The organism is Nostoc sp. DedSLP04, from assembly GCF_034530775.1.
In the GTDB taxonomy this organism is placed as follows: Bacteria; Cyanobacteriota; Cyanobacteriia; order Cyanobacteriales; family Nostocaceae; genus Nostoc.
This window is the reverse complement of the sequence record NZ_JAVRCL010000011.1, coordinates 75,671-97,812: the sequence shown is the minus strand read 5'-3', so window position 1 is coordinate 97,812 and position 22,142 is coordinate 75,671. Positions and strand designations below refer to the sequence as shown.

Here is a 22,142-nt window from a genome sequence, read left to right as displayed (position 1 = left end):
TCAATACTGGCTGAACGTACCACTACGGCTAAGATAACTCCTGAATATTTTCAGTTATGACTATTTTCTAGATACTTATTAAAGTTTTCGTTAAGAATATTTAATTTTGACTCTTAATTTATCTATCTCACTACTTAGGACTATTTGTTTATACAATACATTTTGCAAGTTTGCTACTTTCAAAGAATATAAATATCATAAAGTATTTTCTTAATGGGATTAGGGTTTTGGAAGATAGTGGTAGAGACGCCGCTTCTTGTGGGCAACTACTCAGTTTCCATTATCCAGTCTTCTTTATTGCATTTGGAGAATCGTAATTTTCGGGTTAATTCTTAAGTTGGCATTTGCAGATATAGATTGCAGATAACTCATAATTGGTCAATTAAATAGTTATACAGATTGGAAAATCAAAATTTTTTAGTAAATCATAAATGACGATGTTAAGTCGATTATTGACTATGAAAGAAGCGATAAATGAGCGGGGAAAGACTTATGGGCTAATAGCGATCGCCTTTGCGATCGTGATAGTGTTGGAATTTTCAACACCACCTGAGTACGTATTTGGCTACCTCTACACAGGGACGATTTTGTTAGCAAATTCACGATTGAATCGGGGTGCTGTGTTGGGGATCACTCTTGCAGCTACAGGATTAACATTATTAGACCTGCTTGTTCCCGGAAGAGAAATACTTTATCTCTCAACATTGGCAAATAGGCTGATTGCAGTGTTGGCGTTGATGGTAACGGGTTGGTTAAGCGATCGCAACCACCGCAATGAAGAAGCGATCGCTTATACCCAAGCACAATTACGCTCCCAAGAACAACTAGCGATCATGCGTGAAGATTTTGTTTCTACCCTAACGCATGATTTGAAAACACCTTTATTAGGAGCAATTGAAACGCTGAAATATTTTCAAAATGAGCAATTCGGTAAAATCACGCCTATGCAAGCAAAAGTATTACAAACAATGGCTCGTAGTCATCAGAGTACATTGCAATTAGTCCAAACGCTTTTAGATGTGTACCGCAATGATGCCGAAGGGCTGAAACTACAGATATCACCAGTTAACTTGGTGACAATAGCGGAAGAAATCGTTGCTACCTTAACAGAACTAGCGAAAACACGCCAGGTTTATATTTCTCTGCATTATGGCGAATCAGATTTTCGCAGCTTTCTCTGGGTAAATGGCGATTCTTTGCAACTTGGGCGAGTCTTCAGCAATCTCCTGAGTAATGGCATTAACCATACCCCTCGTGGCGGTAAAGTGGAAGTAGTATTTGAAGGTTATTCTAGCGATCAAGTGGTAAAAATACTCGATACTGGTTCCGGGATTACCGAAAAAGAGTTACCTCACTTATTTGAAAGATTTTATCAAGGAAATAGCGATCGCCACGTCACCGGATCTGGGCTAGGACTTTATTTGACCAGGCAAATTATTACTGCTCATGGGGGTACAATTTGGGCAGAGAATCGCTCACCACGCGGCGCATTGTTTGCTTTCCGACTTCCAGCTTGTCCGCCACCGGGGAGATGAGAAATCAATTCAAAATTCAAAATTCAAAATTCAAAATTCATGGATTAAAGAACTTCTGCCCCCTGCCTCCTGACAAATGACAAATGACAAATGACAAATGACAAATGACAAATGAAAAAAATCTTACTAGTTGAAGATGATGAACTGTTTCGGCTTGGTTTGCGGATGCGGTTGCAACAAGAAACCAGTTTGGAGATTGTCGCAGAAGCGGAAGATGGGGAACAAGCTGTAGAATTAGCCAATCACTATCCTCTGGATTTGGTGTTGCTGGATATAGGTTTACCAGGGATTGGCGGGATTGAGGCTTGTCGCCAAATCAAGCAGAAGCACCCAAATTTACCAATTCTCGTTTTAACGTCTCGTTCTGAAAAACCCCTGATTTCGCGGTTAATTGCCGCTGGAGCGCAAGGTTACTGTCTTAAAGGTATTCCGGCTGAGTCTTTGATATTAGCAGTGCGCTCGGTTGCTGCGGGCGCTTCTTGGTGGGATCAAACGGCAACAACTGAAATTAGAGCCGCTTTTGAGGGTAATTCGATAGCGGTGCAGTCTGCAAAAACTGAGGAATCTTTAGAAAATCCTTTAACGAAGCGGGAGCAAGAAATTTTGGCACTGGTAGCAGCTGGCAAAAGCAATCAAGAAATTGCTGAAATTCTCTACATTGCCCCTGGTACAGTGCGGGTTCATGTCCATGCTATTTTACAAAAACTAGAAGTACGCGATCGCACTCAAGCCGCAGTCTTAGCTATTCAAAAAGGATTGGTAGCACCAGAATTGTTGATTAATTAGATTTATTGGTCATTTGTCATTTGTCATTTGTCATTGGTCATTTGTCATTGGTCATTTGTCAGGAATTATTATTCTCTCCTACTTCCTTGCTCCCCCTGCTCCCCTGCTCCCCTGCTCCCTAATCCCTTTTCCGATTTTGAAAATTGCGATGAGATATCAGGTTGCTGCTCTATGGGAATTTCGATTGCAAACTCCGCTCCTTTGCCCACAGATGAGTTACAGCTTATATTTCCTCGATGTTTTTGGACGATAATCTGATAGCTAATAGATAATCCTAGTCCACTACCTTTGCCCACAGGTTTTGTGGTAAAAAATGGGTCAAATAAACGCGATCGCAACGACTCTTCAATACCAAGACCATTATCAGCGATCGCAATTTTGACTGCGTTCAAGTCTGTCACCTCTGTATGAATCCAAATTTGGGGAGGAGAAGATTGATTCCCTATTCCCCATGCTTCATTTCCCATTGCTTCATCTGGAAATTGATTACCTGCTCCCCACTTTCCGTTCTCTACTCCCTCCTGTATTGCATCAATAGCATTATTCAACAAATGCATAAATACTTGATTTAGTTCACTCGCATAACAAGTGACTAGGGGCAAGTTACCATAATCTTTCACTACAACAATTGCCGGACGATTGGCTGTTTCCCTGAGCCGATGTTGTAACATCACTAAAGTGTTTTCGATGTCTTCATGGATATTGACTCGTTTCATCTCTGCTTCATCATGCCGAGAAAAATGTTGTAGCGCCAGTACAATTTCCTGAATGCGATCGGAGCCTCTATACATTGCACCTATCAGATTTTGCAGATCCTTAATGATAAAATTCAAGTCTATATCTTTGGCTATCTGCTGAATTTTTGGTGTGGGTTTGGGATATTCTTGCTGATAGACCTCAATCATCTTCACTAGGTCTTCCACATATTGACCAGCATATTGGAGATTTCCATAAATAAAACTGATCGGGTTATTAATCTCATGAGCTAGTCCAGCTACTAACTGTCCCAGCGCCACCATCTTTTCGTTCTGAATTTGTTGAACTTGAGAGGCTTTCAAGTTGTCAAGAGCCTGTTGGAGTAAAAAGTTTTGTTCTTGCAGTTTAACTTGGAGCAAGCGTAAATTAATCTGATTTTCAATTCGCAATACCACTTCTGCACCATGAAAAGGTTTGGCAATATAATCTACACCACCAACATCAAATGCCTTTACCTTATCGACAACATCATCCAGAGCGCTAATAAAAATTACTGGGACTTCACTAGTTTTATCGTCAGCTTTTAGTTGTTGACAAACTTGGTAGCCATCCATACCTGGCATATTGATATCCAGCAAAATCACATCGGGCAAAACCATTTGACATGCAGTCAGTGCCATTTTACCGTTTAAGGCTTTGCGAACTTCAAAACCTTGTGCAGTCAACATCGCTGATAAAAGCCGCAGATTATCTGGGGTATCATCGACCACCAAAATATTTCTTTTCTGATGGTTAGTTTGATTAAAATGCATTATTGATCAAAGTTACGCGTATAATTATTGAGGATAGTAAATCCTTGTTTGAAATCACCCTAAAATTTGTTGACCGATTTCACCGAAATATTTATATTTATAGTTTAACTCTCACGTGGCTGGAGAGTTTTGCAGATTATCGAAGCTATTAGCCACTTATCACCTTTGGCAACACGATGAATTGTTGTCACGATTGTAATAAATAGCACTCACAGATTATCTAGCCAAGGATCGAAATGAAATTTTTTCCAGGTGCTACTTGATAGCTACCATTGAGGTGCTGAAGCGAGCAACTCAACAGCCAGTCGTTGTTCTACGGGTTTAGAAAATAAATATCCTTGAGCAAAATTACAGTTTAAACTTCTCAATTGGGCTAACTGTTCTTGTGTTTCGACGCCTTCAGCGATCGCACTCATCCCCATTGAGTTGGCAATGCCAATCATTGCTGGTACTAACCCCATATTCTCTTTATTCTCCTGCATCCGCTTGACGAAAGATTTATCAATTTTGAGTGCATTCAAAGGGAAGCTATGCAGGTAACTTAAAGAGGAATATCCTGTACCAAAGTCATCCATAATCAACTTAATTTTTCGCTGCTTTAGTTGTTCAAGAATTCCTTTGATTGCATCAGTATTTTCCATAATTACACTTTCGGTAATTTCTAATTCTAAATATGCGGGATTTATTTGATTTTCATAAATTATTCGGTCAATTTGCTCTACCAAATTTGGCTGTAAAAATAACCTTGCACTCAAATTGACGCTTATAGTTAGAGGTTCTGGTGTGACTGGATTATGTTGCCAGATGCTTAATTGATGACAAGCTGACTGTAATACCCAAGTATTGATCGCATTAATTAAACCCGTTTCTTCGGCCACAGGAATAAATTCTATAGGAGAAACCAAACCACGGATCGGATGTTGCCAGCGTACCAAGGCTTCAAATCCAGAAATTCTACCTGTAACCAGGGAAATAATTGGCTGATAGTAAACGAGGAATTCTCGCCTTTCCACAGCCCTCCGCAGGTCATTTTCTAACTCTAAAAGCTGAATAGCTTCCTGATGCATCGCTGGATTAAAAACGTGATAGTTGGCTCTTCCTTGAGCCTTAGCCCGATACATTGCCGTATCAGCATCTCGCAGCAAATACTCTGGGCGATCGTAATCTTTATTGCCCCAACTAATGCCAATACTGGCATTCATAAATACTTCATATCTTGACAGTTGAAAAGCAAGTGATAACTGTTGCAAAATCCTTTCTGCAACTTGGATTGCTATATTGACATCTGTGATATTTTCTAGGAGAATTCCAAATTCGTCCCCGCCCAATCGTGCTAAAGTATCAACAGGTATGATACATCCTTGTAAGCGGTGAGCAATGGCTATCAGCAATTCATCTCCTACCAGATGACCAAGAGAATCATTAACAACTTTGAAGCGATCGCAGTCCAAAAAAAGTACTGCAAATTGATAACTAGATTCTTGTTTAGCCCGATTTAGAGCATTTTCTAGTCGCCTAATAAACAAAACTCGGTTTGATAATCCAGTCAGGGAATCATGCAGTGCTATATCTAGCAGTTGACTTTGCAATTTTTGGCGGGAATCGATTTCTTGTTGAAGTTTTTGGAGAGTTTTTTCTAGCTCTCCAGTCCGCTGTTTTACCCGATCTTCAAGCTCAACATTTAATTTCAATATTTCTAATCGCGCCGATCTCAATGCCAGTTGATTTTGCACGCGCACTAAAACTTCTTGAAACTCAAAAGGTTTGGTGATGTAGTCTACACCACCTACTTTAAAGGCTTTAACTTTGTCAAAAACATCGTCTAAAGCGCTAATAAAAATTACTGGAATATCGGCTGTTAAATCCCAAGCTTTAAAGGTCTGGCAAATTTCATATCCATCTACTTCTGGCATCATGATATCGAGTAGAATCAAATCAGGTAATAATGTTTGAGTCGCTGTCAGTGCCATTTGCCAGTTCAAAGCTTTACGAACGTTATACCCTTCTCTTGTCAATATGGAGGATAAAACCCGGAGGTTATCCGCCATATCATCAACGATCAAAATATCTTTTTTATTAGGGTCTAAATGCTCGTAATTCATTCTAAGTTTGTTGTAGTCAATTCCATGATTTTCTCAAACTGGTAGTTATTTGCTAAATCCCTGAGAACTTGGAAAACTTGAGCATTATCTGATGGAATTTCTTTGAGTAACTCTAAAATCAGTTCATCGCTACAGCTAGCTGCGGCATAGTGAATCTGTTGGAGCCACTCAGGTGACATTTGTGATAAATGACCCAGGAGTTCGGCAACACTTACAAAAATCTGTGTACCTCGATCGGCAACTACTGTGTTTGTGGTTTCTACTTGATTGGTATATTTTAAACCCAGATGTTTGCTCAGTTTTTCCAATAATACTTCCTGTTTGAATGGCTTGCGAATAAAATCATCACAGCCAATGGACAGAATTTTCTGGCGTTCTTCCTCAAAGGCGCTAGCAGTTAGGGCAATAATGATTGTATTGGTATTGGAGCGATCTGGCATTGTTTTAGAGAAGTCGTCAGGAGGAGCCAAGGCTGTTGGCATTCGCTTACGCCAAGTGGACGCACCAGAAGCATCATTTTCGATCGCACCAGTTGTTTCGGGTGTAGAAGATTTGCATACAACTTTCAGAACCTCACCCTCGGCGGAATCGGTTAACTCCTCTGCAAGGTACTGGCTTCCCGATGATACCAGTTGTTTCAATTTTGGGAACCTCCGCGACGTATTGGCTCCCCCATGCCCGATTTCTCTAGCTTTAATAATTCTTGTGGCTTCATAACCGTCCATAACTGGCATTCGCATATCCATAAAAATCAAGTGTGGTTGCCAAGATTCCCAATTAGCGATCGCTTCACTACCATCTGTAGCTTCATTAACTTCAAAGCCAAGAGATGTGAGAATTTTAACTAGCAATATACGACTTTCTTTGGAATCGTCAACTACTAAAATGCGGTATACTTTTTCACTAGGTGCTAAAGCTCTAATTTGTGATTTTATTTGGTCGATCGGGATTTCTCTGGGGCAAGTTAGAGCAATCTGAACATCAAAGGCAAATGTACTACCGACACCAGGCATCGTGCTGACAGTAATATCTCCTCCCATCAGTTGCACGTATTTACGGCTAATCGCTAAACCCAGTCCCGTCCCTTGTTGGAATTTTCTGCCGATTTCAGTTTGCTCAAAAGCCTCAAACAGCAAGTCAAGTTCTTGTGGGGCAATACCACAGCCAGTATCTTGTACCTCGAAGATGAGGGATTGGGGATTAGGAATTGGGGATTGGGCTGAAGAAGCAGACGGGTAGGAAGCATGAGGTAAGGGTGAAAACGAAAAATTCAATTTTTCCTCGCTCTCTCTAGTCCCCAGTCCCCAGTCCCCAGCCCCCAGTCCCCAATCCCCAGCCCCTAGTCTCACCCGTAGCGTCACACTCCCTTTCTCGGTAAATTTAATCGCATTTCCCAAGAGGTTGAGCAATACTTGACACAATTTATTTTCGTCAGTTTCTATGTATTTAGGAATATCTGGCGCATATTCAAACAGTAATTCTAAATTTTTAGATGCAGCACGCAAGTGCAACATCTCTTCTAAGTTCTTCAACAAATGAATTAAGTCAAAGCTGCTGGAATTTAAAGTGATTTTGCCAGCTTCGATTTTAGACATTTCGAGAATGTCGTTAATTAATTTGAGTAGATGTTCGCCAGCACGATTAATTATTGCCAAGTTTTCTTGATGTTCGCTAGATAGCGAATAATCTCGACTCATGACTTGGGTAAAACCAAGAATGGCATTGAGTGGGGTACGCAGTTCGTGGCTCATGTTAGCCAGGAATTCGCTTTTGGCGAGGTTGGCGGCAGCACTTCGCGCGGCTTCTCGAACGGCTGCTTGTTGTTCCTGTGCAGCGATTTTTTGCGATTGAATCAGTTCTTCTTGGGTGGTTTGCAGTTGCTCAATAACTTGCTGGAACTCTTGGGTACGTTTTTTTACTTGAGCCTCTAAGGTGCGATTGTATTCCGCTAATAACTTTTCTGTTTGTTTGCGTTGGGTGATATCAAAAAATGTGGCGATCGCAAAAGCCACATTCCCTGATTCATCATAAATTGGCTTTCCTAAAACCTCAATGCGAGTAATATTGCCACAATAGCGAATTTCTATATCATCAACCCTGATGCTTTCCCCAAGCAATGCTCTCAAAATCGGCAAGCGATCGCTGGGGTAAAGTCGATCTGTCCCGGCAAGGTAAGCTTGATATATCTCTGATAATTCTTCGACTTTAACTTCTGCGATCGCTCCTTGACCGAGAATTTGCTGCCCAATCTGATTTGTATAATAAGGTTTACCCTCAGCATCGATGATAAATACACCGACCGGTATGGCTTCTAAAAATTGAGTTAGCTGACTCTGATTATGAGATAGTGCCTCATTTAAAACTTGCATCTGGGCATTCTTTGCTTCTAAAGCGCTAAAGGATGCTTGGAGTTGCTTTGCCATAGTTTCAAATGATTTAGCTAGTTCTCCCAGTTCATCGGAACGCTGAATGTTTGGTGTTTCCTCCCATTCACCTTCAGCAATTTTCTTTGCCGTTCTGTTTAATTGTGAAATCGGTTTAATTATCCAACGAGCAGTCAAAATCCCAATTCTTGTAGCCACTAAAAAAGCAACTATGCACAGCAAAATAGTGATGCGGGTGTTGGCATTAATTTGCTCCATAAATTCGCCTTCGGGAATCACCGCCACGATTAGCCAATCTAAACCCAGTTCGTCCCTCCAGCTTTTTACCTGTACAAAATAACGCATTCCATCGGCGGTAAAACTTAGCTGTTGCTTCCCCACAATCAACTTTAGACTACCAAAGCGTTCGATCAAAGACTGTGTAGTGAGTTTAATTAAAGAATTTTGACTATTTAATGCTGATAGACGTTTTCCTTTACCATTAACGATCGTATATGGTGGCTCGCTAGTAGAAGAAGCCACTATATACCCAGAACGCTCTAAAATAAAAGTTTTACCCGACTCTTTGATTTTTAACTTAGTTAAAAACTTGCTAATTTGTGATAAGAGCAAATCAACACTAATCACCCCAACAAATTTGCGATTTTTATCGTAAACAGGATAGCTGGAAGATATGGATAAAACTTCTGGTTTATCTTCCCATGGATAAATTTGACTCCAAACTCGTTTGCTTCTCTTAACTGGATCTGTATACCAAGCTTCTAGGCGAGGATCGTAATTTTTGACTTGCTGTAAATGGCGGCGATTTCCTTGCTTGTCTGTAGGATAAACATAGAGTTTGCCTACACCATGCTTGGCGCTAACTTCATTAATTAAGAGCTGGCCATTATCTAGACGCTCAACACCAATAAACTCACCTTTGAAATTGGCAAAGCTGTTGTAGCCAACATTGAAAACCTGCATTTGTTTCCAAAAGTAATTGCCGGTGGTTTGAAAGTCCGAAAGGTTGAGCAAACCTAGCTCAATCGCATCTAAGTTGATTTGATTGATTTGCTTTGGAGTTGTTAAATAGCGATCGAGATGCTGTTCAATGCGATCGCAGATTTCATTTTCTAATTGATTAGCAAGCTCACTTACCGCTTTTTGCCCGTTTTGATACGAAAGATAGCCCACAAGTCCCACTGCACCACAAATTTGCAAGATAAAGGGCACAATCAGAACATATCTCAGGGGCATCTTGGCATAAACTTTGCCAACTAAGCGATTAAATGATTTGACGGGCTGAAGTTTGGATAACATTGTAGTTTTATTCTTCCCCAGCATCTACTAGGTGCATTTTGCCGTGCTAGCTACATTCTATATAAGTATAATTACGGCAGACATCGCTCTTTATGAAAATTTTATATTTTTAGTATAAAATAATACGAAATACTTATAATTGTTTGACTGGCTGACTTCCTCCAACGCCTCACTTTCAAACTTTATACAGGAGTAGTCCACTATAGAAATCGTCTATGTGGATACGCCATCACACTTGAATTTGCTCAATTTTATCTGGCAATATTTCCACAAATTTTCTCAGATGAACTGAAATTTAACCAATAAGCTCCAGTATGCCATTCTAAAATTCAGGTCGCCATTAGCACCCAATCCTAAATTTAATTTGTAATTGCTGATGTGTTGATTTTCTGGTCTGGAAACCTCTGGATTTGCACAAGAACTTATATTTAATTACAGCAATTTTAGAATTGTTATGCAAATACACAGCAGAAACAAAAAAAAATATAAAAAATTTACTTTGTATTTTTTATTTTGACAAATTGTTAACTTTTTTATATAATTATTTCTACTTTATCGCCAATTTTTGAAATTTTTCCGGCTGATGATGGGGGTAGTTGAGTATTGATACTCAATCGATAAAAGTGATTAAAAGGCGATGAAGCAACCCAATTTGGCAAAGTTGCTTGTCGCTGGGTTGTAAAGATTTTTTGAAAGTTTGGGTAAGCTTCTCCTAAGTAAGAATTGCGTGTTGGGACTATACAACGCTGACATGGGTTAACCCCAAAAAAGTCTACATCTCCCACTCGAAAAGAGACTAAATCACCTTGTTCGCTAAATAGCCGATCTTCCCAAAATGCTGGTACACCACCAATCTCGATGTTGGCACGCATCCGACGGCGCATTTCATCTACACTTAAACCAGGAAACCAAGAAGCTACCTCTGCCAATGTGGCCGTACTAATTACCGTTGGGCCAAGTGAGTGTGTATCGTCAGGAAAACCCATCAAAGAGTTTTGTCTTAATGTGACAGCAAACTCAAAATAATCACTCAAAGTTGCTTCTAATGCTTGCCGTTCCTCATCCAGATGAAAAATCTGTTGTAAGTTGCGATCGGGAATTTGCAACGAGATAGTTCTATTTAAGAGTGCAAATTGTGCCCTTATTAAATGGATTTTAGCATGACGCTTGCCATTGACAAATCTACCTTGTTCGTCAAAAAGGGCAAACTCGCGGTCATACTGTAGTGCGCCACTGGCAAGAACTCTAGCGTTCTCAACTTCAACACCATCCAGTGATTTAACTGGATACAGTAAAATCTTAGCTAGGTAAGGCGTCACGTCGCTTCGCTCCGAATTCAAAATTCAAAATTCACGCATTCAAACATTTTAGACACCCGTCAAAAGAGGCAGGGGAGCAAGGGGGAGGATTGGACGGAGCTTGATACTCCGACCAATCAAGAACGTCCTTTATGACGGGGCTTGATACCCATGTTCCGCTTTGCTTCACGGCTTCGGGGCAGGGGGAGCAATCCCTGCCCCCTGCCCCTTTGCCCCTTTCCCTCTTCGGTCATAGAAATATTTGGATTTGAGATTTGGCGAAAAGTCGCAGTATCTCGCAAAGAGCGAACTGAACTTTTCAACACGGATTTTGGATTTTAGATTGGTGATTTAGTAGTCCCCAATCTAAAATCTAAAATTCTTTTGTTAATGAGCTATTTGAGCAATATTGTTTGTTAATTTATGGATATACTGGCGATTTATCGATTCCGCCAACATGATTTAAAGGCCAGAAGCGAACTACAGCACGTCCAATGATATTCTGGCGAGGGACAACACCCCAGCAGCGGCTGTCATAACTACTGTTACGATTATCACCCAGTACTAAATATGAATCGGTTGGTATAGTCTGGGGTTTGGCCAAAAAAGGTGGCTGTGGCCCTGATTGGCAAACATCAATAACTGTAGTCTGCCCAGAACTGAGGTAATTAGATTCTGGCAGAGGTTTGTCGTTGATATAGACTTTGCCATCCTTAAGTTGTATTTTCTCTCCAGGTAAGCCAATTATACGTTTAATAAAAGCATCTTGATATTGTTCTTTTTGTAGCTCTTTTGTAGGTGAAAATACTACTATATCTCCCCGCTGTGGGTCAGCAAATTTATACTTCAACTTATCGACAATAATTTTGTCTGCCTCCCACTGGTTTGGCGTACCATGCAGAGTTGGTTCCATTGAGCCAGAAGGAATCCAGCGTGCTTCAGCAACAAAGGTACGAATTCCCAGAGCTAGAACGATACTCAATACAATTGTTCTACCTAGCTCTGCGATCCAGGAATTATCGGGTTGTTGACTAGAGTTGTTATCAGACACTTGATTATGCATGAAATTACTTAACTTAACGAAAGACGTAGGTAATTAACTCGCCTAGTGAGACTTTATCTGTTAATCTTAACGGGAAAATTTTAATTTCCTAATTATGTTTGCATCTTGACTACCAATTTGAGATTGTGGATTGGGAAGGAGATAGGAGGCAGGGGGCAGGAGTAGGTTTCAATTTAGATGAGGCTTCTATATAAGACAGACGCTTTCGCGTTCAACCTTATCTAATTGCAGTCCACCAAATCGGAGATTTTGTGGCGGAATTAAACTCCTGCTGCCTCTCTTGTTAAAAATAAACTTTTTTTTAAGGTGCGGCAAAAATTGGTTACTCCGATCGCGAATAAGTTTAACCTAAAAGCATGGTTCTCTGTAATACATAGCTCGCTGTCTAAACTTGGTTATCCCTATGTCATCGCCAAAAATGTTGCTGATTCGCCGCGCTCGCATAATCTTACCCGATGGTGAACTGATGGTTGGAGATGTGTTGACGCGCGATCGCCAAATAGTCGAAGTTGCGCCAGAAATCTCCCAAACACCACTAGCCACTGAAATTGACGCAGAAGGCTTAACTTTGTTGCCAGGAGTTATCGATCCGCAGGTGCATTTCCGGGAACCTGGACTAGAACATAAGGAAGATTTATTCACTGCCAGTTGTGCCTGTGCTAAAGGGGGAGTCACTTCTTTTTTAGAAATGCCCAATACGCGCCCCCTAACTACGACACAACAGGCTTTAGACGACAAGCTAGAACGGGCCTCACACAAATCCTTAGTTAATTATGGCTTTTTTATTGGGGCAACAGCAGAGAGTTTACCAGATTTGCTTTTAGCAAAGCCAACACCGGGAATTAAGATTTTCATGGGGTCGATGCATGGTCAGTTGCTAGTTGATGGCGAAACAGCATTGGAGGCGATATTTGCCAAAGGCGATCGCTTAATTGCCGTTCATGCCGAAGACCAAGCTAGAATCAACCAACGCCGCCAAGAATTTGCCAATATTCACGATCCAGCCGTTCACTCGCAAATTCAAGATAATCAAGCGGCGTTGCTGGCAACCCAACTAGCATTAAAACTTTCTCAAAAATATCAACGTCGGTTGCATATTCTCCACATGTCAACAGCTGAAGAAGCAGACTTGCTGCGTCAGGAGAAACCGAGTTGGGTGACAGCAGAGGTGACACCACAGCATTTGTTGTTAAATACTAGTGCATATAAAACAATTGGCACATTAGCACAGATGAATCCACCTTTGCGATCGCCCCACGATAACGAAGTTCTCTGGCAAGCTTTGCGTGATGGTGTGATTGATTTCATTGCCACAGATCACGCGCCGCACACCTTAGAAGAAAAAGCTCAAGAATACCCCAATACTCCTTCGGGAATGCCTGGAGTGGAAACTTCCCTCGCTTTGATGTTAACTGCGGCAATGGAGGGCAAGTGTACTGTGGCTCAAGTTGTAAACTGGATGTCTAAAGCTGTAGCTGTGGCTTATGGTATTCCGAATAAGGGAGCGATCGCCCCTGGTTATGATGCTGATTTGGTGCTTGTAGATTTAAACACATACCGTCCAGTCCAGCGCGAAGAACTTTTAACCAAATGCCATTGGAGTCCTTTTGAAGGCTGGAACCTGACTGGCTGGGCTAAAACCACTATTGTTGGCGGTGAAATAGTTTATGACAAAGGCCAGGTAAATACGCAAGTGCGGGGTCAAGCTTTAACTTTCTTGTAGCAAATATTTATTTAACTTTACTGAAACCTTGAATTTACAGCAACTACATAAGATATATTCCTCCCCAACCTTCATGCCAGATTGTGCAGGTGGGGTATTTCCATAACTCACAACGTAGAATTTTGCTGTATTTCTAAGTGTTTCAAGTTAAACGCTCGCAAAGACGCGATAAATCGCCGTCTCTACGAAAGATTGACTATTGTAGAGACGGCGATTCATCGCGTCTCTTGCCTTAACCGAACAGTATTGCGCAAGGCGGAGCCTCTAGGACGGCATTCCCAGTCTTCGACTGGGAACGAGATAATATTTAAAAGCTGGTTTTGAGGCTGGCTTTCACGTTAAGTTGACACCAATACTACGCATACCGCCCTCTACAGATAAGCAAGCTATAGGTAGTGTCTCGTAGAGAAGGGAATTCGTTAAAAAAAAACTTAGGTATTCTTCCAGTCGGATAAATCGGATAAGTCGGATAAGAGTAAACAAGCCAATGGAATTGTATTGTGGTTCATCTCACGATCCTTGTCCACAAAAAAATAATCAAAAAGAATTGCTATGTCCTTCAAAATTTTGGCTTTAGACGGTGGCGGTATTCGTGGAATTGTTGCAGCACGAATACTTCAACAAGTAGAACAAGAAATTAGAAATCAGGGAAAAGGAGAGTTTTTACACGAATATTTTGACATGGTTGCTGGTACTTCTACTGGTTCGATATTAGCAGGAGGGATTGCTATCGGAAAGGAAAGTGATGAACTTATTAAAATGTATAAAAATAGAGGTAAAGATATATTCCCTCTGGAAATAAAAGAGCGCTACAAAAACTTTCCGTCCATTATCAAATCAATTATTGATGTATTTTCCCCATCTAAATATTCTCATGATGGAATTACTAGCGTACTCAAAGATGCTTATAAATCCACAAGAATCAAGGATATCGAAAAACCCATTCTTTTGATTCTTGCTTACGATACGCTATATCGCAACACCACCTTTTTTACAAATTGTCATCCCGATTTAGGAGACAGATGGTACGATGACTGTTATTTATGGGAAATATGTACCGCTTCTGCCTCAGCACCTACTTTTTTTCCACCATATAAATTAGAACCTGTAGATAAACAAAAATTTGGTGACTGGGAATTCCCCCACATTGATGGAGGAGTTTCTGCTAATAACCCTGCTCTGGCAGCTTTGAGTCTAGCGATGAGGATTAGTCAGTCTTCAGTATCTCCAGAAATCAAGCAACAATATAAACTAAATAATCTGCGATTAGAAGATATTTCTATCCTTTCTATTGGCACAGGTCAAACTGGTCAACCATATCAATATAAGCAAATAAGCAAATGGAGAGGTTTAGACTGGATCAAAAATCTTACTAACATATTCATGGAACCTACATCTGAGATTGATAGTACGATTTGCCGACAAATTATGGGTGGATATGAGTCTAAACGTTACTTACGTCTTCAGTTTGACTTAAATGAAACATTTAAACCCAAACCAAAAGAGACTTATAAAGATCCTCGCATTGTCTTACCTCCAGAAGAGCGGAAAAATAAATTTACAGGGGAAAAAGTCACTGAAGAAATAGATAATACTAATTCCGTGATTCTTCAGCAGTTAATAGATACTACTTCTGCATTCATTGAGGAAGGTCTTACGTACTATACCAGAGACGATTCCGGTTCTCCGATAAAAAAGGCGATCGCGTCTTTTATTAAAGATAACTAGCGAACTGTGTCATTATTTACAACTGTCTACAATTGGTTGGGGTTTGAATACCCATCCAATTGATTTTTACATGCCGTTCAAGACTTTTTCTGGCTGGTTGCATCAGCTTAGATAGTCAAGGAGCGATGCCTACGGTGGTCACTGAGCCTTGCCAAAGTGCGGTAAACTACGCACGTCACATATAACAATAACTGCCTTCTTTGATAAATTCTCGAAATTGTATTTAATTTACTAATTAAAATTTGCATTTCTGATAAAGTTTAGTCAAGTCAAGCTTTACCTCTTCTTTGTACTACTCCTATCACATCGTAATAATACCTAAGTTTTTTAATTAATAATTAACAGGAGAAGATATAAAAAATCTTTTAGTAACAAAATAGAATGTGTAATCAAATACATTTTTCTCAGCCCTGTTTTGTGTTGTTGCCGCAGTATTTACCGAATGTTTTCCATGAGAACTGAGGCAGAGAAAATAATATGTTTTTAGACATTTTAGCTAGCCTGCAACGGTTATTTGTTGGTTATATTCCAGCAGTTGTATTGGGTGGTTTTATTGGATATTTAATCGGGATAAATAGCATGGTTTATCAGCTATTTCGGCTGATATTTCAGATACCACATAGTATCCCTCCTATCGCTTTGCTACCTATTGCTCTAATTGCGTTTCAAGAGAGCGACTCGGCTGCTATTGTAGTAGTTTTTGTGGGAACTCTTTGGACGATGATTATTAATACAGCAATAGGGATGCGGCATTTCAAGAGACAGAATAATAACTTTCGAGTAGCTATTTTTCATATATTTCATGCCTTGAAAGTTAGCATTTGGGTAGCCTGGTTTATCGTTATTGCCACAGAAATGTTAACAGGCCCAAGAGGACTTGGCTTTACCCTCTGGGATGCTTATAAAGCTGGCAATACTGATTATATAATCCAGGAAATATTATACATCGGCATCATTGGCTTTTTGCTGGATCAGTTACTAGATTTCGCAGCTTATATTCTCTCGCAAATGGTTTCAGATGGGAAAAAATCTTCTTAAACTTTATCGAGCAGAATTCAGGAGTCAGGAGTCAGGAGTCAGAATGGGCTACCCCCCGCTACGCTAACAGAATGAATTGTGTACGACTAGCAGGTAGCGCAGCGTAAATCCTTCTCTTTTCCCAAAGGCAGAAGCTACGCGCAGCTTCTTGTAGAGAGCGTTTTGATTCTGAATTCTGAATTCTGAATTCTTCTTTATCTAGGCTTGCGGATTGCACCCTGCCAGCTAATAGTTTGCTTGGCAGAACGTGTTCCTAAAGAACGAGTTGCTACGACTTCAATATCAACATTGATACCAGGGCGTAAAGCTTCGTCAGGAATTTTTAGCTTACCCAAAGCTAGAGTAAAACGGTTGTAGTCACGAGTCACAAGTTCTGTAGGAATATCTCCTTCAAATTCAGTTTTGTAGCCAGAAAAACCGTGCAAGCTATCCTGGACGCGGAATTTCACGCGAAATTGAGTATTAATAGCATCAGACTTGGCTGCCAAATCAACTATTTTTAAGTTGAGATTTTGTCCGGCATCGGCAAACTCTGCCACAGCTAACCGGGTGACATCTTTTTTGGGAATGGCATGGTTAACAGTAAATGTTGTTAAGTTAGCCTCACTTTTGCTGTTACCTTCAACCCATAATTCCTCAGAAAAAGTAATTTCTACTTGTTTGTTATCAGTTAAATTTAGTGTTACGGCTTGATTGCCAAAGCTGGTAATGGGTTGTCTTTCTTGCCAAATTATTTGAAAAGCCTCTTCTAGACGCTGTTCAAACTCAAGGTAATCATCGGCGATCGCAGAACCAGGCGCAAGTAAAGAAGCCGCCCCTATGCGTTGATTCCACTTATTCTTCGAGAGTTTGAACTGTTTATTTATCAGTTCCGACATTGCTAGCTGCACAGTTGGAGTATCAGCGGCCAAAGGTTCCTTGCTATTGACAATACTCAAAGTTCCTAAGCGCCCTTGGCTACCATCGCTACCATCACTGCCATCTCGCCCATCGCTACCATCGCTACATCGATAAACCTTTTCAGTACACTTGTAATCAGGACTACCAGGAGTTCCCTGGCAGGTTTTTACTTCCCATCTTCGTCTGTGACAGTTACAGCCTTCCGTACCCCTACCACCTCTACCACCGCGCCCGCCTTCGCCACTAGTTGCCCGAACAGAAATATTCCGTAAGTCTGCTAAATTGCTGTAATACACTGTCAAAGAACCACCATTTCCCCCATCTCCTCCTTTGCCACCATTACCGCCACTACCACCATCTGGTGCGTTTATATCATGGCTGACGCGATTGCCGCGTTGGGAACCACAGTCAGGTTGATAACCATCTTCCCCGTCTTCCCCGTCTTCACCATCTTTACCCGACAAGTCAAGATTTACAGGTGAACCATTGACAAAAATATTTTGGTTTTCACCGCTGCTACCATCTCTACCGGATCGCCCATCGGTTCCTGCGCGTCCATCTCTGCCATAATTTCTAGCTACTCTATAGTATTCGTCAGAGGCAACGGCTGGACATAAAACTGAACCAGAGGCAGGCAAAAAGCTAGTAAATAAGCAGAATGTCAGCAGTAGTGGCAGTTTACTCCTAAAACCATTGTGCATCTATTTACACCTAAAACTTTAGTTGAATTATCTACTCCTGACGCTGAGTTTCAACAATTTGCTCCCTCTTGTCCAGTGAGATCGTGTTTGGTTAAAGACTTATCATTAAGACCGCTCTAGGGGCAGAGGAGCAGAGGGGCAGAGGGGAATTGTCCCAAAGCGATCGCTCATAAGAGTAACTAGCAACTTGGGTTAAACTTGGCCATGCTAAAGCGAGGTAGTGAGTGTCGAAGTGTGACCCACTTATGAAAAAGGATTAGCTTCTGTTACCACTTCTGGCAGTGGAATAAACTCCGTTTCATCTGGCACCCTAGCAAAGCGATAGTCGCGCCAATCAGCTTTCGCTTGCTCTATTCGCTCTGGTCGGCTAGAGACAAAATTCCACCATTTGTAGCGTGTACCTAACGGCTCACCGCCAATAATAATACATCGAGCAGCAGATGTAGCAGAAACCTCAACCCGATCGTCTGGCTCTAGAATAGCGAGACGATATTGCTCGATCGGTTCACCATTAATCCTCAATCCCTCCGTGACACTGTATACTGCCCTTTGTGAATAATCTGTAGGGATAGTGAAGTGGGTGTTGGCAGACAACACTGCATCTAAATAGAGGATAGGTGAGAGAACTTGTACAGGTGAGGTATAGCCAAATGCTTGCCCAGCAATAAGTTTGATGATAACGCCATTCTCTTCCCAAGTGGGAAGGATTTCAGCCGGATAGTGAATGAACGCTGGCTCGGTTTCTTCGTGTTCAACAGGCAGGGCAACCCAGGTTTGAATGCCATGAATAGTAGTTTCTTGGTGACGGTCAAAGTCGGGTGAGCGTTCTGAATGGACAATCCCCTTTCCTGCTGTCATCCAGTTAACTGCACCTGGTTGGATTTCCTGCACAGTACCCAAACTATCGCGATGCATCAAAGCACCATCAAATAAATAAGTTACTGTTGCCAGATTAATATGAGGATGTGGTCGGACATCGATGCCTTGATTGGGGGGCATAACGGACGGCCCAAGATGATCGAAAAAGATAAACGGCCCAACCGTTTGGCGATTAGGATATGGCAAACTGCGGCGGGCAGAAAAACCACCCAGATTTTTAACTTCGGGTTCAATCAGTTGAAGAATTGCCATAAATAATCGCAGGTGATTAGTAAATGCTGTAATTATTATAAGTATATTTACTTGCAAATAAGCTAATCTTGATGAGTTATCTGTTTATTTTGGAGAGTTGATGCCAATGCGATCGCCTGTTTTTGACTAGTTTTTTCCGATTAAATATGAAACACAGCCCCAGTCAGTATTGTTTCTCAACCAGAGAGTTTTTTCACAAGTGCGATCGCTCACCTTTAACTTTATTAAACTTCTGATTGGATCTCAGTTTCCTACTGTTAAGGAAATTGATTGCAACCAATTAGCTCAATTACTATCAGATTCTGCAAAGCCCCGTCCATTATTACTAGATGCACGAAGTCAAGCTGAGTATGCAGTTAGTCATATCGAAACAGCAGTACGCATAGATCCTCTCACAGAGGACTTAACAGCAGTTGCAACAGCTTTAAAAGATAGACCAATTGTTGTGTACTGTGCTGTTGGCTACCGAAGCGCAAAATTAGCCCAAAAACTGGATAAAGCCGGGATTAAGTGCATTTATAACTTGAGTGGTGGAATTTTTCAGTGGGCAAACGAAGACAGGCCGATTTTTCAAAATGGTCATCCGACAAAGGTTGTACATCCTTACAATGCAATCTGGGGAAAACTGCTAAAAACTACTTACCATGCTCAGGAGTATTGACCTTTGGACTAATATCATATTCGCTTCATTACTTATTAAACCCAAAGAACCCCACCCCGCCAAAGCTACGCTTCGTCTCCCCTCCCGAAGAGCGGGGAGGGGATTAAGGGGAGCCAGTGCGGTCTTGGGGTCTCCCCAAGTGGAGCATCTGGCGTGTGGGGTGCAATGACTGTGGAAATCATAACTAATTATGCGAACATGATATAAGAGCTTGTCAACATTGAGCAAGTAGAATAAAAGCAACGATAAAACTACTTAAGCTGCATGTCTCAAGTTTCGATTGTCATTCCTACTTTAAACGAAGCAGTTAGCTTAGAGCGGACATTGCGCCAATTGACTTTACTTAATCCGCCTGCTTTTGAAGTGATAGTAGTAGATGGTGGCAGCGATGATGAGACAGTGGCAGTTGCAAAGCAATGCTTTGGGTCATTCAATCAATCGCTAGGCGTACAAGTTCTTTCATCTGAACAGCGTGGGCGTTCTATTCAGATGAATTACGGAGCATCGGCTGCAACTGGAGATATTCTTTGCTTTGTTCATGCAGATACTTGGGTGCCGGATGACCTAATCACTGTAATCGAGCAAACTCTAGCAGAGTCAACCATTGCCTGTGGGGGGTTCATTTCTCTGATGAGTGGATCTCAAACGACTCGCTGGGGCATCTCTCTACATAATTATTTAAAAACCTACTATGCACCACTGCTATTTAAACCTCACCTGTTTTTTCGAGGATTGCGCCTGTTGTTCGGAGATCAGGTAATGTTTTGTCGTCGCACTGACTTTTGGGATTGCGACGGATTTGATGAGGCATTACCGATTATGGAAGATGGAGATTTATGCCTGAAATTGGTTAAAAAAGGACGTATTTATCTAGTCAACCGCATTGTTCACTCTTCAGATCGTCGCGTCGCAAAATGGGGTAGCTGGAAAGCAAACGCAATCTACCTTTATATCGGTTTTTTGTGGGGAATTGGCGTTGATGCAAATTATCTCAAACAATTTTATCAAGATATTCGCTGATTCAGGCTCCAATCATAGTAGAGATAGGAAATGGGCGTTGAGGCATTGATTGGCAGGTCTGTTTGTAGGTAGGAGCGGATATATTCTGGAATAGAGGATTTGACCTTAAGAAAATCTTGACGATACCATTTAAAGATTTTGCTACAGTAGAGCGTTTTACTATTTGAGTCATAACGGACTTTTTCAGGATTGTTAATGAAGCGACGGGTATCTTCATCTAACTGCTGAGTAACTTGTTGAGGAAAATAAGCTCCAGCACGCAGTAACGGGCAACCAACCGAAGCGCAGACAATTGCAAAATGAATTCGTGGCTCCTGTAATTGATTCCGTAGAATTTGGTTCTCTATTTGGGCTAAACTGTAATGTTCGTCAAATATATAATAAGCACGACGTTGGAAGAACCACAAAAAAGCCAGCCAGTTGGGAATGCCTAAGATTCGCGGACGAATTGACTCAAGTGGGTATCTTTCTAAAATTGCCGAAATGGTGAACGCATTGTAAAGGTTGATCCACAATGCCAATTGCTCAGAAGTGTTGCTATTAGATGTAAAAGCCAGATTTTTTTGACTCGACAACCAATCAGCTAGCGCTTGAGGTTGCTCAGTTTTCCAAGCAATATAGTTTACACGACCCTCTCGATCGACATATTGACGCAACAACTTGTCCCAAGGTTCAAAATCAATCATTATTGCTGTGTTTATATGTTGGCTGTAGCTAAAAGAATTCTTTGCTTTCGCGATCGCAACGTAGACTTGAATTTGTACAAGTATTTATTTAACGAATTATAACAATACTATCTTTGGCAACTTAAAATCAGCGATACACTGAGTAAAATTCCTTGAGGAAGCGTTGATGGCACGGTCAAATGGGGTTACAAGTGAAACGTCTGTAGAGGAATTGCCTACAGTTTCAGATAAAAATGCGATCGCAATTGAAAATCCACCTGAGCCAGTGGAGGATGCCCAAGATATTGACGACATATTGAACTCACTAAAAACCTTACTGAGTTCTCTAGAAAAGCTCCAAAAAGTCCGGCAGGAAGTAGGCGATATTAAACCGTTAATTGGGCGGATGCTTGATGGCGAACTAGTTGCTGGTGAAGAATTGGAGCAACTCAAGACAGGTGTGAGCAGTCTTTCTCGCCTTGTTCGTGCTTATAATGACCATCAAGTAGCGTTGGCTAAAGCACAACCTGCTAGAGACTTGCTAGATCAAGTGCTTAAAGAGCGTAAAGCTAATTGAGTTGAGACTGGAGATTGGGCACA

General features: G+C 41.2%; 16 protein-coding genes. 8 read left to right on the top strand and 8 right to left on the bottom strand.

What is annotated here, in order from left to right:
* Positions 1-437: 437 nt before the first annotated feature.
* Together RMX89_RS09210 and RMX89_RS09205 are read left to right on the top strand one after the other, a co-directional pair.
* Entirely contained in the window at positions 438-1,535 is a 1,098-nt protein-coding gene (locus RMX89_RS09210; protein WP_322688709.1) for a HAMP domain-containing sensor histidine kinase, read from the top strand.
* 111 nt (positions 1,536-1,646) lie between these two features.
* Positions 1,647-2,321, top strand: coding sequence for a response regulator transcription factor (locus RMX89_RS09205; RefSeq protein ID WP_322688708.1), 675 nt, complete (start codon positions 1,647-1,649; stop codon positions 2,319-2,321).
* Positions 2,322-2,389: 68 nt separating this feature from the next.
* On the opposite strand, the gene RMX89_RS09200 is transcribed toward RMX89_RS09205, so the two are convergent.
* The 5 genes from RMX89_RS09200 to lepB all read right to left on the bottom strand — a co-directional run bounded on the left by RMX89_RS09200 (position 2,390) and on the right by lepB (position 11,975).
* Positions 2,390-3,829, bottom strand: coding sequence for a response regulator (locus RMX89_RS09200; RefSeq protein WP_322688707.1), 1,440 nt, complete (start codon positions 3,827-3,829; stop codon positions 2,390-2,392).
* 266 nt (positions 3,830-4,095) lie between these two features.
* Entirely contained in the window at positions 4,096-5,931 is a 1,836-nt protein-coding gene (locus tag RMX89_RS09195) for an EAL domain-containing protein (RefSeq protein WP_322686182.1), read from the bottom strand.
* Positions 5,928-9,614 carry an ATP-binding protein gene (locus RMX89_RS09190; protein WP_322688706.1) on the bottom strand — a complete coding sequence of 1,229 codons (3,687 nt, stop codon included), beginning with the start codon at positions 9,612-9,614 and terminating at the stop codon, positions 5,928-5,930. Before RMX89_RS09190 ends, RMX89_RS09195 begins: the two co-directional genes overlap by 4 nt.
* 533 nt (positions 9,615-10,147) lie before the next feature.
* Positions 10,148-10,933, bottom strand: a complete 786-nt coding sequence (locus RMX89_RS09185) for an MOSC domain-containing protein (protein WP_322686184.1) — start codon at positions 10,931-10,933, stop codon at positions 10,148-10,150.
* A gap of 400 nt (positions 10,934-11,333) precedes the next feature.
* The gene (lepB, locus tag RMX89_RS09180) at positions 11,334-11,975 is read right to left on the bottom strand and encodes a signal peptidase I (RefSeq protein WP_322671642.1); all 642 of its coding nucleotides are present in this window, start codon (positions 11,973-11,975) and stop codon (positions 11,334-11,336) included.
* A 403-nt stretch (positions 11,976-12,378) separates the two neighbouring features.
* Here lepB and RMX89_RS09175 point away from each other — a divergent pair, with 403 nt between their 5' ends.
* The 3 genes from RMX89_RS09175 (at position 12,379) to RMX89_RS09165 (ending at position 16,464) form a co-directional block, all read left to right on the top strand.
* The gene (locus tag RMX89_RS09175; RefSeq protein ID WP_322688705.1) at positions 12,379-13,698 is read left to right on the top strand and encodes a dihydroorotase; all 1,320 of its coding nucleotides are present in this window, start codon (positions 12,379-12,381) and stop codon (positions 13,696-13,698) included.
* A gap of 552 nt (positions 13,699-14,250) precedes the next feature.
* Positions 14,251-15,426 carry a patatin-like phospholipase family protein gene (locus tag RMX89_RS09170; RefSeq protein ID WP_322688704.1) on the top strand — a complete coding sequence of 392 codons (1,176 nt, stop codon included), beginning with the start codon at positions 14,251-14,253 and terminating at the stop codon, positions 15,424-15,426.
* A gap of 477 nt (positions 15,427-15,903) precedes the next feature.
* Positions 15,904-16,464: a nitrate transporter gene (locus RMX89_RS09165; RefSeq protein WP_322671639.1), complete on the top strand. Its 561-nt coding sequence runs from the start codon at positions 15,904-15,906 to the stop codon at positions 16,462-16,464.
* 194 nt (positions 16,465-16,658) lie between these two features.
* Here RMX89_RS09165 and RMX89_RS09160 read toward each other — a convergent pair whose 3' ends face one another.
* Both RMX89_RS09160 and RMX89_RS09155 read right to left on the bottom strand, forming a co-directional pair.
* A complete protein-coding gene (locus RMX89_RS09160) occupies positions 16,659-18,065 on the bottom strand; it encodes a collagen-like protein (RefSeq protein ID WP_322688703.1) in 1,407 nt (468 codons plus the stop codon).
* Between the two features lie 243 nt (positions 18,066-18,308).
* Positions 18,309-19,196: a pirin family protein gene (locus tag RMX89_RS09155; RefSeq protein ID WP_322688702.1), complete on the bottom strand. Its 888-nt coding sequence runs from the start codon at positions 19,194-19,196 to the stop codon at positions 18,309-18,311.
* A 169-nt stretch (positions 19,197-19,365) separates the two neighbouring features.
* On the opposite strand from RMX89_RS09155, the gene RMX89_RS09150 reads away from it, so the two are divergent.
* A complete protein-coding gene (locus RMX89_RS09150) occupies positions 19,366-19,857 on the top strand; it encodes a rhodanese-like domain-containing protein (protein WP_322688701.1) in 492 nt (163 codons plus the stop codon).
* A 264-nt stretch (positions 19,858-20,121) separates the two neighbouring features.
* Positions 20,122-20,877 (top strand): TIGR04283 family arsenosugar biosynthesis glycosyltransferase, encoded by a 756-nt coding sequence (locus RMX89_RS09145; RefSeq protein WP_322688700.1) that lies wholly within the window; start codon positions 20,122-20,124, stop codon positions 20,875-20,877.
* Here the strand turns inward: RMX89_RS09145 and RMX89_RS09140 are convergent.
* Positions 20,862-21,563, bottom strand: coding sequence for a DUF547 domain-containing protein (locus RMX89_RS09140; RefSeq protein ID WP_322688699.1), 702 nt, complete (start codon positions 21,561-21,563; stop codon positions 20,862-20,864). The genes RMX89_RS09145 and RMX89_RS09140 overlap by 16 nt on opposite strands.
* A gap of 166 nt (positions 21,564-21,729) precedes the next feature.
* Between RMX89_RS09140 and RMX89_RS09135 the strand changes: the two genes are divergently transcribed.
* Entirely contained in the window at positions 21,730-22,119 is a 390-nt protein-coding gene (locus tag RMX89_RS09135) for a hypothetical protein (protein ID WP_322671633.1), read from the top strand.
* The last annotated feature ends 23 nt before the right edge of the window (positions 22,120-22,142 follow it).